Source organism: Priestia endophytica, assembly GCF_026790145.1.
GTDB lineage: Bacteria > Bacillota > Bacilli > Bacillales > Bacillaceae_H > Bacillus_I > Bacillus_I endophytica_A.
Genome location: NZ_JALAMS010000066.1, coordinates 1 through 16165 on the forward strand (window position 1 = coordinate 1; position 16165 = coordinate 16165).

Sequence of the window (16165 nt, forward strand, 5' to 3'; positions counted from 1 at the left end):
CGAGAGAAAGCGAATGCCATTATCTCGAAAGAGAACAGGAAAGCAGGAAACTGTATAACTGGATGGATACTATCGTCCTTACGGACAAACCCATGATAGACCCGAAAGGGAGCTGACTTCTCGTTGGTCTCTCGTAGGCACATAAGGTTGTGGCTATCTTTTGACGAAAGAAACGTACTGTTATGTATACCTCCATTTGGAGCGTCGGCGTACGTTTTACTTGCCTCTATGGTATGTGATGAAGATACGACAGCAAATGGACCTGCAATGGGAGGCTTGAGCCGATGTGTCTTGAAAGGGACTTGCACGGTTCTTAGGGGAGGAGGGGGCAGTGATGCCCCTAACTTACCCGACTTAATTAGGTTTGTATGTCTTATATAAAAAAAGAAACAGTCTCTACAGATCTGTTTCTTTAGGAATTCCAATCCTATTTATCCTTTACCCCGAATATTTAAAATGAAACATGGTACATAGCATTTTTTAAAATATATTTCGCTTCTTATAAATCACATTATGTAAATTCACACTATGTTTTATTCCTTAACGTTGTGAAAATACATAATCCTGACACTATCACTAGATAAATAAGGAATGGAGTATTGTATTTACAAAACAAAGAGGCTGAATGAAAGCATAAGCTCCTATTCAGCCTCTTTGTTTTTGTAAAAAAGAAGAACTATTTACTTTGTTTCATTTGTTCTAAGATATAGAAGACGTTTTTAGCTTGTTCCGTATTATCCATTAACCCTGAGAACATCTCTTTTCCAGGACCATATCCGTAAACATCTACTTCCTCACCAGTATGCCCTGAAGTAGTCCATCCTGTGTAGGAACGCTTATTAAAAATGTCCTCAATGGCATTATCAATCTTTACTTCATCCTTTGTTTGAGCAGCTTGCTTAACAGATTTAATTTCTTCTGGTTTTAACTTTAGTTTAATGTTTTGTTTTAAAGTCTTTTCTACGTCTGCACCATCTATAATCTGCTTAGCCATAAAGTCGGGCGTCTTTTTCGCTGCTTTAATCGGTCCTGTTAACCAATTATAGATTCCCTCGCCGTTTTCATCATCGGCTCCTAATGAGAATCCACCTGTTGAATGGTCAGCTGTGGCAATCACGAGTGTATGCTTGTCCTTTTTCGCAAAGTCAATTGCTGCCTTAAATGATTTTTCAAAATCATCCATTTCGCTCATAGCAGCGACCACATCATTGTCGTGGCCCGCCCAATCAATCTGACTTCCTTCTACCATCAAAAAGAACCCATTCTCATTTTGATTTAAGCGTTTGATAGCAGATTTCGTCATTTCCTCGGCCGAAGGAGTGTTAGCGCTGCGATCAATCGCTTTATCAAGACCCCCCTCAGCAAATAGACCTAGAACTTGTTCATCTTTATTTTTTAATAACTCTTGTTTATTGGTTACATATCCATAACCGTCTTTCTTAAATTCTTTCGTTAGGTTACGGTCATCTCGAATAAAGTGTCTCTTCCCTCCGCCAAGTAAAACATCTATTTTGTGTTCACCATTAACCATTTCGTCATAGTAATCATTTGCAATCTCATCCATGTTATCGCGGTGGTGATCATGTGCACCGAACGATGCTGGAGTGGCATGGGTGATTTCTGATGTGGCAACTAATCCTGTTGACATGCCATTCTCTTTGGCTTGCTCTAAGACCGTTTTAATTTCAGATTTATCATTATCTACCGAAATAGCATTATTATACGTTTTTTCCCCACCTGACATAGCTGTTGCAGCAGCTGCAGAATCCGTAATATTTTCTTGATCATCCTCTGAGTACGTGGTTTGTACCCCGATAAAATGTTCATCGAATGCTGTAAACTCCCGTTCTGGTGTTTTAGGGTTATCCTTCATGTAGCGATGGGCTGTTATATAAGAAGGTCCCATTCCATCACCAATCAAAAAAATGACATTTTTAATGTCTGGATTTTCTTTCTTAATCTGTTCCACAGCTTCGGCATGCATGGTGTTTTGAGTTTGTTTTTTAGTTTGTACTTGAGTTTGTTGTTCAGCCTCTACTCTATCTGATTTATTATAGGCTGTTACCCCAATTAAACTACCAAGTGCAATCGTAGTCACAGTAGCAAATGGCACAATTTTTTTTGTGAAAACTTTCTTAATCACAACAAATCTCTCCCTTTTCTTCTAAGATGTATATGAGCATTAATTCAAGGGTAAAGGGGAAATATAAATCTAGTATAAATATAATATTAAGATATTGTTAAGTGGCTATATTATTTTAATTTACAAAATCCAGTCAGGGTAATGAATCTTTTAGGGAGAAATAATTAAAAAAGGTCGTCCGTAAAAGTATACTTTGGAGTTAGTAATAGTTTTATGGACACAATTTAATTAAGTCCTTACAATTATTTTTGAGAGGATGTGTCCGGATTGAAACGTAAACCTACAGGCAAAAAGTATAATGATGATTTTAAGAAAACGATTGTGGATTTATATCAGACTGGAAACTCGGTAAAAGAATTAAGCAGCGAATATGGCGTATCAGAAGTAACGATCTATAAATGGGTGAAAGAATTTACACCTATAAATTCAGAAAAAGGCTCTCTGACACCGAAAGAGTTAGCTGAGATTCAGAAAGAAAACCTTCGGTTAAAACAAGAACTAGACATTTTAAAAAAGGCTATGGCCATATTCACGAAAAAGTAACAGAAACAGAGTTAAACCATTTTATTGAGAAACACAAAGGTCAATACTCCGTCCAGAAAATGTGCGAAGTGCTAACGATTCCAAGAAGCAGCTACTATAGCTCCTTTAAAAAGACGGTGTCAAAGCGTGAACAGGAAAATCAAGAACTTACGAAAGAAATCCAACGGATTTATCTGAAAAGTAAAGCGCGTTATGGTGCTCCGAAAATTCATAAAACCTTATTAAACAATGGGTTTTATCTTAGTCTAAAACGTGTCCAGCGCTTAATGAGAAAGGCTAGCATCCGTTCTATCACGAAGAAAAAATATCGTCCCTATCCATCAAAAGAAAAGGTTGTTCAGCTGAATAATCTTTTAAAGCGAGACTTCTCTACTCGGATGATTAATGAGAAATGGGTGGCAGATATTACGTATATTCCTACGGTAAAAGAGGGCTGGTGCTATTTAGCATCCGTATTAGATTTACACTCGAAAAAAATCGTTGGTTATTCTTTTTCACGTTCCATGACGTCAGAGCTTGTGATAGAAGCCCTTCAAAACGCCTGCTTTTCTCAAAAGCCTCGTAAGGGCCTAGTTCTTCACACCGATCTTGGCTCACAATACACCAGTAGTGAGTTTACTCAGTATGTCCAAAAACACAACATCAAGCAGTCTTTTAGCCAGATAGGCTGCCCTTATGACAATGCCTGTATGGAGTCGTTTCATGCCATATTAAAGAAAGAAGAAGTATATCATACCCAATACACAAACTATTCAGCTGCAAAGTTAGCCATGTTTCAGTTTATAGAAGGCTGGTATAACCGTAACCGAATCCATAGTGGTCTCGGTTATCAAACCCCTCAAGCTATTGAGGATCAAATTAGAAAAACAGCTTAAGACTTAACTTTTTTGTGTCCAAATTATTGACTCAAATCCAGTAAATACCTGGGATGGATCATTGGCCTGTTATACATTCTCTACTTTTTGTATACTGCTGCCGATAATATACATAGTTTCGGGGGGGCTGCTTTCGTCGATCATGACCGAAACCCCATTACTCGCCATCATTATCTTACTTGTTCTTGTCATTTGTTAAGTCCTTTATCTAGGGATTGAAGTAGTAGGGAGAAGAAGTCTTCATTGTCATCTTGATTTTGTTGGGGGTAGCAGGAAATTTTCTCGTCCTTGTTTCAGGTAATATTAATTTTCATCATTTGCAGCCGTTTCTTGAACACGGATGGAAACCCATCTTAACGACGGCCTTTCTGGAGACTAGCAATTTTCCTTTTGATCAAATGGTTGTCTTTATGATGTTGTTTCCTTATTTAAACCGTCCTGGATTAGTGAAAAAAGTATGGTTGTCTGCCTTGATTTCAAGTGGTCTTATCTTATGTTGGACAGCAAGTTTAAATATCGCTGTTCTTGGTGTTGAAGTAGTAGAGAGATCTACTTTTCCTTTGTTATCAACCGTTGGGAAGGTCAGTCTTTTTGAATTTATCCAACGAATAGATGCTATTGTTGTGTTTACTTTGTTGATGACGGTGTTTTTCAAGGCATCGATCTTTTTCTATGGTGCCCTAATTGGAATCGTAGATTTGTTCAAGCTAAAAAATCATAAACAGATTATTTTACCAATTGGTTGTATTCTCATCTTTTTGTCAATGATTAGGGCCTCTGATTATTCAGAACACACAGAGGAAGGTACCTATTTCCTTCATTACATCACCGTTTATTTCCATATCATTATGCCATTGCTAATGCTGCTTGTTACTTTGAGTCGTAATCGTTTCAAGAAGAAAGGGAGCTTGAAATCAAATGAAACATAATAATGATTATGCTATATTCCAAAGCTATCGGTTCTAAATAAATCCGATGGCTTTTTTAAAGTGTGAAATTTTTGGTCTACTATAGTACCCTATTGGAAGTATTTTTCTCATATACATGTTCTCGTGGTTAATCTTATTTCTAAGAACTAAAAGAGATGCAAAAGAATTAAATATGCTTCTAAAAAATAAAAAGGATACTTAAATTATCCTTTTTATTTTCATATTTATTTTTTTCTTTTCGTAAAATTCAAAATCCATACTTCTTAAATAATTATTTGTAAAACTATGCATCCGTAAAAGTATACCTAAAGGAAAAGAAAAAGCACAAATTAGTTGTCACTCAACGGGTTTGCGATTTTTTCACTTCTGATAAGGCGTTTCAAAAACTATGGTTTCTGAGATGAATTAATGGTTAATGTTCTTTCAACGTCTTTATGTTTTGACAACTTTCCTTGTCTATACTGAAAAAATGATACTATCCCTGTATTTTTTCAAATTATTACCTATAATTATTTAAAAAATAATGTAGATCCTAATGAATATACAGTTATTATTAAGGAGTGAAAAAAGATGAAGAAGAGAAGATATTTATTCGGTCTCCTATCAACCATTTTATCTGTAGGGTTTCTTTTTGGGTGCAATGATAAAAAAGATGAAGCTGAACCTGATCCAACTGAAGAACCTTCTGAGCAAAAAAGGGATGAAGCTGAACCCGATCCAACTGAAGAACCTTCTGAACAAAAAGCTGAGAATGATCGTAACAATGGACCACAAGATGTTAGGTACCAACCCGATAGAGATCGAAATGATAATTTAGGTGATAACAATCAAACACGGTTAGAAGTGGCTAATGATGCTGAGGATCGTGTTGTTAAATTAGACGAAGTAGACAGCGCAAACGTGATTGTTACAAACCGAAATGCCTATGTTGCAGTGGTTTTAAAGAATGGAGCAAAAGGAGAGGTAACCGATCGTTTAGAAAAGAAGATCGCAGATCAAGTAAGAGATACAGACCCGGATATTCGGGACGTATTTGTGTCCTCAAACCCTGATTTTGTAAAAAGAATGACGGATTATGGAAACAGAATTAATGAAGGCGATCCAATAGAAGGATTATTTGAAGAGTTTACTGAAACAACTCGAAGAGTATTTCCTAATGTTCGTTAAATAAGAGTGACGGAGCGTAACAAGTCAATCCACTATGTTTTAGAAAAAGAGAAACCTCCTTATAAATTAAGGAGGTTTCGTATGTATACTTCTCTCAATTGAAGGCAACATTAGTAATTATTTTACATTCAACTTTTTTAGTTACCGTGACAGTAGAATTAATACAACATCTTTCTCATTTAGAGGGAAATATTACATCTAGCTAAAAAATAAGGAGATAATTGTTATGGACTATAAAATGTTTAGGGTAATCAATCAGTTGGCTGGTCGTTATTCTTCATTAGATTTGCTGCTGATATTGATTTCAAAAAAGATTCGTTATGTATTTATGTTTATATTGATTTTCATGTGGTTTCGAAACTATTTGCAAAGAAAAGTGATATTATATGCAGTAATATCTGCAGCCTTTACTCTAGTTATTAACACGTTGATTAAATGCTTTTATTTTAAGCCTCGCCCATTTATAAAACACCGTGTCGGCATACTCATTCCTTCAAAGATGGATTCTTCATTTCTAAGTAAACATACGTTGCTTACGTTTGCAGTATCTACTTCTATCTTTCTTCATAAACGTGTCCTCGGGTCAGTTATGTGGGGACTGTCCTTATTAACAGGATTCTCAAGGATCTGGCTAGGCCATCATTATCCTTCTGATATTATCCGAAGCATCTTCATTGGTAGCTTGACAAGCGTTATCATTGACAAATTTGCATGTTTTTTAAAGAGATTGAATCGAAAAATAAAAGCAGTATCATGTTCCAAGATATAAATGAAGCGTTTTGAATATGTAATTGTGGTAGACTCGGTTCTGGATTTACTTTATTTGTGAGTCGTAGTATTTGCTCTCTTAGTGATTATTGAATGTAGTTTTTATGGTGGAGACTTTTATGGATACTGATGACAATAAGATAAAGCGTCTAAGGGGTTTTCCTTAAGTGTCTTATTTTTAATTATGAAATAAGACTGATGAGCTCAGCAACCTTATCAGTCTTCTATAGTTATCATCGGGTCTTATACATATGGGACTTTAGGATTCCTCATTTTTTAAATCTCTTTTAGTTTTATAAACTGGATTTATTTAAGATAAATTCTGTAATTAGTTCATTAAACTGAATTCCTTTCTTTGTAGGAAGTTGATGACCTTGCTGTGTAAAAATAAAGAATTCAGCATGTTTACATTTATTTTTGTACTCTTTCATATAGTGGATAGCCCAATCCCTTTTTCCACCATACATAAACAACAAAGGCATTGTTAAACGATGAAGGTTGTCTAAACAGTTATATTGTAATGAATGATTATAATACTGATACCATGATTTTGGATTTGCTTTCTTCATATGACTGACTAGATTCTTTCTTAGTGTCTTGTCCCGGGTATGACTTCTAGCTAGGCTTGTTATTAACCTATTTAGGTGTTCTTTTACCATATACAATCCTATTTTATGTGATAAATATCCATAAATATCTCTTACTATAGGATAAGCCCCTGATGAAATTAGTAATTCGATTCTATCGGGATGATAAATAGCAAGCTCTTGAGCAATTAGACAGCCAGCAGAATAACCACATATAATAGCCTTGTTTAAATACAATGCATCCATAAAGCGCAATATTTCGTTTGCATAGAAGGGAATGGATACAGTTTGTGTAGCTTTTGGGCTTTGTCCATGACCACTTAAATCAGGAAAGATGACTCTCATATGCTTGGATAAATCGTGTTGATAGTGGAAGACTTTACTCCCCATACCAGGGGGATGAATAAAGATGATAGGTATACCCTTTCCATACTCTTCATAATGCAAATATTGATTAGTGTCTATTTCAACAAAAGGCATGCTTATTTTTCACTCCAAAATCGATTAACAACTATTTTTTTAGTTAAGGTTAATCTGGTTTATAAAAACTGAAATTTATCTTCATCCTACATTGAATTTACTATAATTAACTAGTTGTTCTGTATTGTTTAAGTTCAAATAACTTCTTTTATTATTTATTATGAGGTCATTATAGTGGCACTATACACACTAAGAAAGGTTAAGGTTTAAGAATTACTAATAAGATTTCCTATCATCTTGCCTGTATAGGCTTAGTGACAGGGTTTCTGCTATGAATCGCAAAGTAGGGGTCACTATAATTAATCAAGTATTTAAAACTCTATAGTAATAAAACAAGACAGAGAATAAAGGTACCAAGAGCAATCAATATTGAAGCGATTATTGAACTAATTAGATATAAGCTTTCAATATTTATGCCATCTAAGGTATTTTCCTCTATTTTTTTATAATTACTTTCTTCAGGATTAGAATTCTGTGCTAATTCAGACTCTAATACAAGTTCCATTTTTAATTTTTGGATTTTTTTGCAAGCAAATTTAGGTAGTATCATAATGAGCAGGGCCATTATCCAAATTAAAATCGGTATTATTAACCAATTCATTTTTTCACCTTGTTTCAAGTATAGTTAAAAAAGTTTGATTTTTATTTTTCTCTGATACATTTTAAGAAGGATAATTAAGTCGTTCCAATCAAAACATAAATAATTATAATTAAACCCACTAAAAATTTTGCACATGAAACTTTCTCAACATACAAAGTTTGTCTTAAGGTAGTTTATTCAATTTTATATTCATCTATACTTGAGGCGCTGTCATACAAATATCTTTACCATAATGTTATCTTACTTTTCTTGCTGTTTACTTTGCGGTCTATGACACAAACCCTGTCACTAGGCCTATATAAAGTATTGAGTCAGAAGGTTTAGCATAAAGTTTTTTATTTTGAATGAAAATAGCTTACGGAGTAGATAATAATTATAGTGATTTAATTCTCTGAGTCTTTTTAATTTAATATCACGGAATGGAGCATTCTGGTAGCTCTTCACGCTCCATAACCCGAGGACGCAGGTTCAAATCCTATCACCTCAACCATTTTTATTGGACTATAGCCAAGTGGTAAGGCAACGGACTTTGACTCCGTCATGCGTTGGTTCGAATCTAGCTAGCCCAGCCAATCTTTCTTCTAGATAACAGCAGTTTTTATGGTTCTGGTGCAAAGATCATTTACAAAAAAACATCGAATGTAAATTTCCTATTAACTTTATGGGTTATAAATTTCTACTAAAGGGGGATGTTTTTCCATGAATAATCGACGTGGTATGATGACCTCGTTACTTGCTTTAGGTGCAACTGGTGCTGCTATTTACGGAATTACAAGGGGAGTCCGAAATGGTACCTTTCAACAGCTACCTCAAACGGTTTCAAATATACTCAACAGCCAACAAGGTCAACAAATGACAAATCCACTACAAGGAATGACAAACAACCAATCGTTACAACAAACGGTTGCTAATCAAAATAGACTTTCATAATAAATAAAAAGGGAAGATATGGTTATCTTGTTGTGAGGCCATATTTATCTAAGTGAATCAAGAGGTAAACAAGCAGCCAAGCACTTTTTCAAAAAATCCTTGGCTGCTTCTTATATTTCCAAACCTCGTGCCGATTACAGTAGATAAGAACCTACTTATTCTGTATCCATTCAATAATAAAAAGAAGAGAAACTGTGTCTTACATATTCTAGACATTTCGACTTGTTCCATATTTAGCTAAATTTTTTCTATCATGGTGAACAAGTCGTGTTTTTGTGGCTTACAAATAAAGACGTACCGTTTACAATAAAGTTGCACCGTTTTACCCCTTTGGTTAGGATGAGCCAAAGGGGTGTTTTTATGTCTAAAAGAAAAAGAACATCTAAAATTGATAAATGGATTAAAGAAGGTCGAGGTTCTGGTATAGGATCAGATTATATGCCTTGGTTAAAAATTCAATATGTATCTTCATTAGGTCGATCTACTCGTTTAAAAGGAATAAAAACAAATAGACTGCATGAGTTTTTATCGGATTTGAAACGAAACTACTTTTATTTAACTGAACATTCTGATTTTATTGTTGATATTCGAGAACAATTTCCTTTACTACCGTTGGATGAAACAATTGTCATTGCAGATGAGCTAGGTGTTAAACATCCTAATGATCCTAAAACTGATGTCCCGATTGTGATGACTACAGATTTTTTATTAACAATTGATAAAGGACAAGGTACTTTTGAAGTAGCTCGTACTATCAAAATGAAAGATGAATTACTGAAAGAACGGGTGCTTGAAAAGTTTGAGATTGAACGAGAGTACTGGCAAAGGAGAGATATTGATTGGGGTATTGTGACAAAAGAAGAGATTCCAAAAACTATGGCTAGAAATATTAGTTACATCCATGATTATCACAATATTCAAGATTATGATGCGTTTCGAGAAATGAGTGCTCAACATATTGAAGAAATTGAGCGGGAAAGTGAAGAAACTATATAAATCATTTAAAGCTGACTTGAAGGGAGGACCTTGAGTCAGCTTTTTTATTTACATGTTAATCAATAGTTAAACTAATACTATCTTTTGAGGTGAAGAATATGTATAAACTGTTATCTCATAATGATCTCGATGGAGTTGGCTGCGGTATTTTAGCAAAACTTTCTTTTGGCGAGCAGGTCAAAGTACGCTACAATTCTATTTCAGGTCTTAATCGTGAAGTGGAATGGTTCTTAGAAAATGAGGGTAAGGATACTTTCTTATTTATTACAGATTTGTCTGTAAGTGAAGAAAATGAAAAAAGACTGGAAGAATTCTTTCAAGCAGGAGGAAAGGTTAAGTTGATCGATCACCATAAAACGGCTCTCCGTTATAATGATTATAAGTGGGGGAACGTTGTCGTGGAGGGTGAGGAAGGGAAGTTAACTTCAGCTACTTCCCTATTATATGAATACCTCATTTCTCATCAACTAATGAAGCCATCAAACGCAACATCGGAATTTGTTGAACTCGTAAGACAATACGATACGTGGGAGTGGGAGAGAAATGAAAACCACCATGCACAGCGACTGAATGCACTATTTTTTCTTCTTTCAATAGATCAATTTGAAGAAAAAATGATTTCCCGGCTACAAACGAGTGATCATTTCCACTTTGATGAATTTGAAACAAAAATCCTTGATATGGAAGAAAATAAAATTGACAGATATATTCGCAGGAAAAGAAGGGAGCTCGTTCAAACAGAGGTTGGGGGACTTTTTGCGGGTGTGGTTTATGCAGAATCGTATCACTCAGAACTCGGGAATGAACTCGGTAAAGAAAACCCGCATCTAGATTATATAGCCATATTAAATATTGGCGGCAAACGAATGGGTTTTCGAACAATCCACGATCATATTGATGTGTCTGATGTTGCTGCACAATTCGGTGGCGGGGGACATGCAAAAGCATCCGGCTGCACCTTAACAGAAGATGCCTACAAGCAATTCGTAATGGATACCTATCATCTTGAACCGTTACCAGAAGATGCGAAAAGAAATCGATATAATGTAAAAGAATCCACTTTTGGTACAATGTATAAAAACAGAATGGACGATATCTATCTTATATATCCTTTAGAAAATGGGGAATGGGGGATTGAAAAAAATAAAACAATAATGGAACAGACCCACCCAAGTTTTGAAGAAGCAGAAAAGTTCTTAAAAAGACAATATTCAGCATGGCTTGTAAAAGATGATAATTTCGTCAAAAACTTAATGGAAGAAGTAAAAAAAGCTAAATAATTTTAAAAAAGCGAACAGCGACAGTGTTCGCTTTTTTGAGTGAACACCATTTTATTAATTTATTTACTATTCCTGAATCATTTCAACGGTAACACTTTACTTGAGTGGAATATTCGCAAATTGAGTCTGTTCATCTTCTTTGTCACTTCATAGATTTTATTTGTTGTAAAAGGATTTCATATTTACCGTAAATTAGTGATTATTCAAGGGAAGGGCGCGATTGTTGAATAAATAAGTAGAAATTGATCAAACTTTTTTATAAAAATCCAACTTAAAATTATTGAAGAAGAATCCATTTTGATCAATCTTTTTTCAAAATGGATTCTTTTTATTTATTGAAAAACATGGGTTTATGTAGTGTTTTTGAACAAACTTAATTTTAAATCTACAGTTTTGATAATTGTTGATGATAGGTATTAAATTGTTTTTCTAAAACGCTTCGATGTTGTTCACAATCTAAAATGAATAGTATCTGTTCTTCAAGATTAGATTTTGTTCTCCAATTTTCCAAATGAAAAACGAGGCCGAGGTTTTTCAAATATCGTAAATTAATTTCCTGCTGTCCTGGCAATGCGTGATACACAAAAATAGGAATTTTCTTGTATAAACTTTCACTTATTGTGACTTCACTAGGCTTCGTAATAATTGCGTCAGCTTCATTATACAACTGCTTCATTTTCCAGAGATATTAGCATGATAGCTTAGCCAAAATAAGATGGGATATGAGTATTTATAAAGTCTATCCCAATTAAAAAAACGATATTTGTAAGGAGCATAACAGTGAAGCTGAGACTACACTTAATATTAATATGGAGTTTGATTGATCCGTTATATTATTTCTTTACGCGTTTGTATTACCTTGAACAAACGAGAGAAAATGCCTCTATTTTTCAAGTAAGACTAACACACTATAAAGGTCGCAAAGTCGTCCTATCGAATGGAACAATAATTAGAAAAAATGATATTCTAATCAAGATACATCTGCATAATGTCCGTTTATTGAAAGAACTGCAAGGCATTGACAATGATGTTAAAAAAGCTATGATCCTTTATAAAAATGTAAAAGAGTCGTTGCATCATCTTGCATTATATATTCAACGTCATAAAAATACACAAGAAATTAAAGGGATAACCGGTATTACAATGCTAAACAAGGGCTGCGAACGATTAGGATTTGAGCCTTATATCATTTCGAGTCGCATGTATAAATGGTTCAAACACCTGACGCTTTATCCCATTTACTTCCTTTCTACATTGAGGTAGTCTCCTAAAGATTAAAAAAGACCTTCTCCAAAGTACTTATTTATGTCAAAGGAAAGTCTGCTAAAAAAATATGGGATCACATAAACACATTACTGGAAGCATCCCTATTAATTACAGGTAACAACATCCTCTCCTTAAATGCTTCCAGTCCATATGAATATTTAGATGGACAGCCTTTTCGTATTTTGCACATTTCCGATATGCACCCCCTAATTATTACCTGTTGTTATTTTAAAAATAATGCTTATTCTAAGAAATGTACAACTATTACAAGGAAAAGGTCATGTTAGAGGTGATTGATTTGATTAACAAATGGGTAGCTGTATTTGGTGGAATGATTCTTGGTGTGTTATCCACTGGGATTTTCGGTTTCAAAGGGTTTTCCCAACTTTTCAATAAGGGTATGAGATCAGGAGGTTCATCGCGGTAACTTTACGTTTCCTACTAAATGATTATGATGGTTTTAAGAGCACTCAGGGCGGCTGCTAAAAAGGTAGCTTGAGATGGTATAGTAAGACTCCAATAAAATTAATTTTTAATCAAAAGAAATAAACAAAACAGCTTTGAATATAACTAATATTAGTGCTTTGAACAAAAAGAAATAATCGAGGCATAAAATCTCCGTCTATCTGTCTAATGGAAAACCCCTTGTTAAAAGGGGCTTTTTTCATTTAGTAAGTAGTAAGACTGCTTGAAGGCGGTCTTAGGAGGTTAGTCATAAGCCAATCCATTGCTAACAGAAAACGTCTCAGTCGCATACTTTGTAACTATACAGTCAGTATGTTTTCAAATTTACGTGAAACAATAATATGTGTATTTTTCACGGATAAGTACATAAAAATGAGGGTGGAAAAATGTTCGTTTTTATTGGGAAATTAATTCTGCTTTTTGGTCTGGTAATTCTGGCAATGCGTTGTATGGGAAAGACTGTGTTGGCTCAGTTGACTCCACCTGATCTTGCAGCCATTGTGTTTCTTGTCACGTTGTCCGTCAGTCCCATCAAGGCCAACGGAATTGGACAGACCATTGCCGGAATCATCACCATTGTCATAGTATATATGTTGTTTTCTAAATTCAGTCTTTTTCGCTGGTTAAACCGGTTATTTATCGGTCAGCCGAGCATTTTGATCAAACATGGGAAAATCTCAAAAAAAGAATTGAGAAAAACTCGTTTTTCTCTCGTAGAACTATTGTCAGCCATTCGGTCTGCAGGATATCCGAACATACAGGATCTCGATTATGTGATTCTCGAACCGAATGGAGATCTCAGTATATTGCCGAACCAATCTGTTGTCAATTTGACACCCAAACACTTAAATATTGAAACGGACTATCAAGGACTGCCGATTGCTGTAATCGTCGAAGGAAAAATCCAGTATAAAAATTTAAGGTTGATTCAAAAGGATGAAAAATGGCTTCAGGAAGAGTTAATGAACAAAGGATTTCACCAAATCAATAACATTTTTTATGCAGCGGTCAGCGATAAAGATCATTCTTTAATCATTGACACTGGCAATCAGAATGAAGGTAAAAAGAGTGGATCAAAGAAAAAATAATAAAGAGTTTAATCAAGTTACGTGTATAAAAATAAAAGTGAAGTATACTAGATAAGATAATAAACGAATTAAGTCAATGGAAAAGCACTGAGCTACTAGCATCAGCGCTTTTTTTGTATAATTTTGACTTTATTTTGATTCTTTAGCTGACTGTGCTTGAAGAGATGATTGTGCTTGACTTACCAACGTTTGGGCTTGAGCTATCTCAGATGCGGCTTGTTTTAAAGCTTCTTCACATTGTACCTGATCGGCAGCAGACTGCTCAATAGCTTGTGTAATAAGCCCCTTAGAAATTGACACTGCTGCGGCAGCTTTTTTTAATTGATTCGTATCCATTTGTTGTGGCATTTTTGTTTCCTCCTAGATGATATTTTTTGCACTTTTATATCGTTTTCTCCTATCTCAGTTTTTATGTACTTTTTCTTTTTAAGTTTAACGAGTTAGTGATAATACTCCTGTTCAAATGCCATCGACCAAAGAGATGCATAATAGAATGAAAACTGAACCCTCTTTTCAGATGTAAATGCAGGAAATTTACATTAACTGGATGTGTTTAAAAAACATAAAAAACCTTCTTTCTCGTCATCCTATAATTGTAACTAATCCATTCAAGGAGGGCATATGATATGACTGTAATCAATGATGTTAAACAAACTTTAGCAGGATTAAAAAGTGCACAAGCTAGCTTTGAAACTTTTGCGCTTGGTACCGATAATCAACAAGCAAAACAGCTTTACCAGAATGCGGCTCAACAAACACAAGCGATTGTGGATAGTCTCTCTTCACGTGTTCAACAAATTGAACAAGAAGAACCCCAATACAAACAACAATAATGACATAGATCTAAGAAGATTGGTGTAATCAATCTTCTTAGATTTTCATTTATAGATAGAAATGGAGGGGTGATTCTATGAAATATATCATGAGACCATTAAAAGTTTATCTTTTTTTAATTATTTTTTTAGGATTTAGCTCAGGATGTACTGGAAATCAAGAGCAATCAGCTAAGGAAAATCAGGATACCCATATCGTCAAAGTTCATACAAACCATCCAGTCGATCAATCTGTTGCCAATCAAGCAAAAGAAAAAACCATAAAAAGGGAAGAAGTTACAGGAGTAAAAGCTGTGAATACGGATAAGGAGCTACTAGTAGCCTTAAAAGTCGAACAGTTTGATCGATTTCGATTAAAGACCATCAAAAAGAACGTGAAATCTAGTCTAGAAAAAACGTATCCAGATTATAAAGTTTTCGTTTCGACGGATCAAAAAATCTTTTTAGAATTGGAACAATTAGAACAAAAACTACAAAAAGAGCAACCAAAGAAGAGAATCCTAAACAAGGAATTTGACGAAATTAAAAGTCTTATGAAGGAACAAGCGTAACGAAAGAAAAGGTGATGTAGGCATGTCAAATAACAAAAAAAAACAATTAACACCTGTACAACAGGAATACCAGGAGCTTCAAAAAAAAGACGAAACCCAAAGACCCGTCGTTAAAAATTGTATCAAAGCTTTTTTAACAGGTGGAATCATTTGTCTTATTGGTCAAGTTATCCAACTGTTTTATATCTATTATTTTAATTTTACAGAACAAACGGCGGGAAATCCAACGGTGGGAACCTTAATTTTTATCTCAATGCTTTTAACGGGTTTTGGCGTGTATGATCGAATCGCTCAATTTGGAGGGGCTGGTTCTGCTGTTCCTGTTACGGGATTTGGAAATGCCGTCATCTCTGCGTGTATTGAACATCGAACCGAAGGATTCGTGTTAGGAGTAGGCGGGAATATGTTTAAATTAGCAGGCTCTGTCATCTTGTTTGGAACCTTTGCTGCTTTTGTCATTGCTACGATTAAAACCATACTCATACAGTGGGGTGGGTTGTAATGTTAACGGGGCATCGTACATGGATTTTTGATCAAAAACCGGTCATTATTTCTACTGGCACAGTTGGTGGACCATTTGAAGCGGAGGGGTTACTTGATGACGATTTTGACCTTTTCCATTCTGATTTATGGTTAGAGCAGGATTCTTATGAAAAAGCTCAC

The 16165-nt window shown here is 34.8% G+C and carries 16 protein-coding genes, 1 tRNA gene and 3 pseudogenes; 15 read left to right on the top strand and 5 right to left on the bottom strand.

What is annotated here, in order from left to right; translation table 11 throughout:
* Window positions 1–676: 676 nt before the first annotated feature.
* Window positions 677–2143 carry an alkaline phosphatase gene (locus MOC86_RS26205; protein ID WP_268586836.1) on the bottom strand — a complete coding sequence of 489 codons (1467 nt, stop codon included), beginning with the start codon at window positions 2141–2143 and terminating at the stop codon, window positions 677–679.
* A 267-nt stretch (window positions 2144–2410) separates the two neighbouring features.
* Here MOC86_RS26205 and MOC86_RS26210 point away from each other — a divergent pair.
* From MOC86_RS26210 to MOC86_RS26225, 4 genes are all read left to right on the top strand, one after another.
* Window positions 2411–3561, top strand: a protein-coding gene (locus MOC86_RS26210) for an IS3 family transposase (protein ID WP_268586837.1) whose coding sequence is annotated in 2 segments (ribosomal slippage) — window positions 2411–2651 and window positions 2651–3561 — 1152 coding nt in all. Because the reading frame shifts where the segments join, the coding sequence is not laid out codon by codon here.
* A 251-nt stretch (window positions 3562–3812) separates the two neighbouring features.
* Entirely contained in the window at window positions 3813–4490 is a 678-nt protein-coding gene (locus MOC86_RS26215) for a GerAB/ArcD/ProY family transporter (protein ID WP_268586838.1), read from the top strand.
* A gap of 570 nt (window positions 4491–5060) precedes the next feature.
* Window positions 5061–5657 carry a YhcN/YlaJ family sporulation lipoprotein gene (locus tag MOC86_RS26220; RefSeq protein ID WP_268586839.1) on the top strand — a complete coding sequence of 199 codons (597 nt, stop codon included), beginning with the start codon at window positions 5061–5063 and terminating at the stop codon, window positions 5655–5657.
* A 226-nt stretch (window positions 5658–5883) separates the two neighbouring features.
* A complete protein-coding gene (locus MOC86_RS26225; protein WP_268586840.1) occupies window positions 5884–6426 on the top strand; it encodes an undecaprenyl-diphosphatase in 543 nt (180 codons plus the stop codon).
* 292 nt (window positions 6427–6718) lie between these two features.
* Here MOC86_RS26225 and MOC86_RS26230 read toward each other — a convergent pair whose 3' ends face one another.
* Both MOC86_RS26230 and MOC86_RS26235 read right to left on the bottom strand, forming a co-directional pair.
* Window positions 6719–7492: an alpha/beta fold hydrolase gene (locus MOC86_RS26230; RefSeq protein ID WP_268586841.1), complete on the bottom strand. Its 774-nt coding sequence runs from the start codon at window positions 7490–7492 to the stop codon at window positions 6719–6721.
* 319 nt (window positions 7493–7811) lie between these two features.
* Window positions 7812–8093, bottom strand: a complete 282-nt coding sequence (locus MOC86_RS26235) for a hypothetical protein (RefSeq protein WP_268586842.1) — start codon at window positions 8091–8093, stop codon at window positions 7812–7814.
* Window positions 8094–8590: 497 nt separating this feature from the next.
* On the opposite strand from MOC86_RS26235, the gene MOC86_RS26240 reads away from it, so the two are divergent.
* The 5 genes and pseudogenes from MOC86_RS26240 (at window position 8591) to MOC86_RS26255 (ending at window position 11299) form a co-directional block, all read left to right on the top strand.
* Window positions 8591–8665: transfer RNA gene (locus tag MOC86_RS26240), tRNA-Gln, on the top strand.
* 127 nt (window positions 8666–8792) lie between these two features.
* On the top strand, window positions 8793–9023 hold the full coding sequence (locus MOC86_RS26245) for a hypothetical protein (protein WP_268586843.1): 231 nt from the start codon (window positions 8793–8795) through the stop codon (window positions 9021–9023).
* Window positions 9024–9068: 45 nt separating this feature from the next.
* Window positions 9069–9174, top strand: a pseudogene (locus MOC86_RS27605) (IS6 family transposase); the annotation flags it as partial.
* A 209-nt stretch (window positions 9175–9383) separates the two neighbouring features.
* Window positions 9384–9992 (top strand): annotated as a pseudogene (locus MOC86_RS26250) (TnsA endonuclease N-terminal domain-containing protein); the annotation flags it as partial.
* Window positions 9993–10117: 125 nt separating this feature from the next.
* A complete protein-coding gene (locus MOC86_RS26255; RefSeq protein WP_268586845.1) occupies window positions 10118–11299 on the top strand; it encodes a DHH family phosphoesterase in 1182 nt (393 codons plus the stop codon).
* Window positions 11300–11684: 385 nt separating this feature from the next.
* On the opposite strand, the gene MOC86_RS26260 is transcribed toward MOC86_RS26255, so the two are convergent.
* A complete protein-coding gene (locus MOC86_RS26260) occupies window positions 11685–11975 on the bottom strand; it encodes a hypothetical protein (protein WP_268586846.1) in 291 nt (96 codons plus the stop codon).
* 104 nt (window positions 11976–12079) lie between these two features.
* Here MOC86_RS26260 and MOC86_RS26265 point away from each other — a divergent pair, with 104 nt between their 5' ends.
* A complete protein-coding gene (locus MOC86_RS26265; protein ID WP_326847767.1) occupies window positions 12080–12562 on the top strand; it encodes a YkoP family protein in 483 nt (160 codons plus the stop codon).
* A gap of 854 nt (window positions 12563–13416) precedes the next feature.
* The gene (locus MOC86_RS26270) at window positions 13417–14118 is read left to right on the top strand and encodes a DUF421 domain-containing protein (protein WP_268586847.1); all 702 of its coding nucleotides are present in this window, start codon (window positions 13417–13419) and stop codon (window positions 14116–14118) included.
* A 129-nt stretch (window positions 14119–14247) separates the two neighbouring features.
* Here the strand turns inward: MOC86_RS26270 and MOC86_RS26275 are convergent, their stop codons facing one another.
* Window positions 14248–14466, bottom strand: a complete 219-nt coding sequence (locus MOC86_RS26275; RefSeq protein ID WP_268586848.1) for a hypothetical protein — start codon at window positions 14464–14466, stop codon at window positions 14248–14250.
* 278 nt (window positions 14467–14744) lie between these two features.
* Here MOC86_RS26275 and MOC86_RS26280 point away from each other — a divergent pair, with 278 nt between their 5' ends.
* The 4 genes and pseudogenes from MOC86_RS26280 to MOC86_RS26295 all read left to right on the top strand — a co-directional run.
* On the top strand, window positions 14745–14951 hold the full coding sequence (locus tag MOC86_RS26280; RefSeq protein WP_268586849.1) for a DUF1657 domain-containing protein: 207 nt from the start codon (window positions 14745–14747) through the stop codon (window positions 14949–14951).
* 77 nt (window positions 14952–15028) lie between these two features.
* A complete protein-coding gene (locus MOC86_RS26285) occupies window positions 15029–15502 on the top strand; it encodes a YhcN/YlaJ family sporulation lipoprotein (RefSeq protein WP_268586850.1) in 474 nt (157 codons plus the stop codon).
* A 22-nt stretch (window positions 15503–15524) separates the two neighbouring features.
* The gene (gene spoVAC, locus MOC86_RS26290; protein ID WP_268586851.1) at window positions 15525–16004 is read left to right on the top strand and encodes a stage V sporulation protein AC; all 480 of its coding nucleotides are present in this window, start codon (window positions 15525–15527) and stop codon (window positions 16002–16004) included.
* Window positions 16004–16165 (top strand): annotated as a pseudogene (locus MOC86_RS26295) (stage V sporulation protein AD); the annotation flags it as partial. The gene spoVAC and the pseudogene MOC86_RS26295, both read left to right, overlap by 1 nt.

Excerpts from the sequence above, each read along its gene's own strand:
- MOC86_RS26220 (WP_268586839.1), top strand. The coding sequence starts at position 5,061 with ATGAAGAAGAGAAGATATTTATTCGGTCTCCTATCAACCATTTTATCT.
- MOC86_RS26225 (WP_268586840.1), top strand. The coding sequence starts at position 5,884 with ATGGACTATAAAATGTTTAGGGTAATCAATCAGTTGGCTGGTCGTTAT.
- MOC86_RS26230 (WP_268586841.1), bottom strand. The coding sequence starts at position 7,492 with ATGCCTTTTGTTGAAATAGACACTAATCAATATTTGCATTATGAAGAG.
- MOC86_RS26235 (WP_268586842.1), bottom strand. The coding sequence starts at position 8,093 with ATGAATTGGTTAATAATACCGATTTTAATTTGGATAATGGCCCTGCTC.
- MOC86_RS26245 (WP_268586843.1), top strand. The coding sequence starts at position 8,793 with ATGAATAATCGACGTGGTATGATGACCTCGTTACTTGCTTTAGGTGCA.
- MOC86_RS26255 (WP_268586845.1), top strand. The coding sequence starts at position 10,118 with ATGTATAAACTGTTATCTCATAATGATCTCGATGGAGTTGGCTGCGGT.
- MOC86_RS26260 (WP_268586846.1), bottom strand. The coding sequence starts at position 11,975 with ATGAAGCAGTTGTATAATGAAGCTGACGCAATTATTACGAAGCCTAGT.
- MOC86_RS26270 (WP_268586847.1), top strand. The coding sequence starts at position 13,417 with ATGTTCGTTTTTATTGGGAAATTAATTCTGCTTTTTGGTCTGGTAATT.
- MOC86_RS26275 (WP_268586848.1), bottom strand. The coding sequence starts at position 14,466 with ATGCCACAACAAATGGATACGAATCAATTAAAAAAAGCTGCCGCAGCA.
- MOC86_RS26280 (WP_268586849.1), top strand. The coding sequence starts at position 14,745 with ATGACTGTAATCAATGATGTTAAACAAACTTTAGCAGGATTAAAAAGT.
- MOC86_RS26285 (WP_268586850.1), top strand. The coding sequence starts at position 15,029 with ATGAAATATATCATGAGACCATTAAAAGTTTATCTTTTTTTAATTATT.
- spoVAC (WP_268586851.1), top strand. The coding sequence starts at position 15,525 with ATGTCAAATAACAAAAAAAAACAATTAACACCTGTACAACAGGAATAC.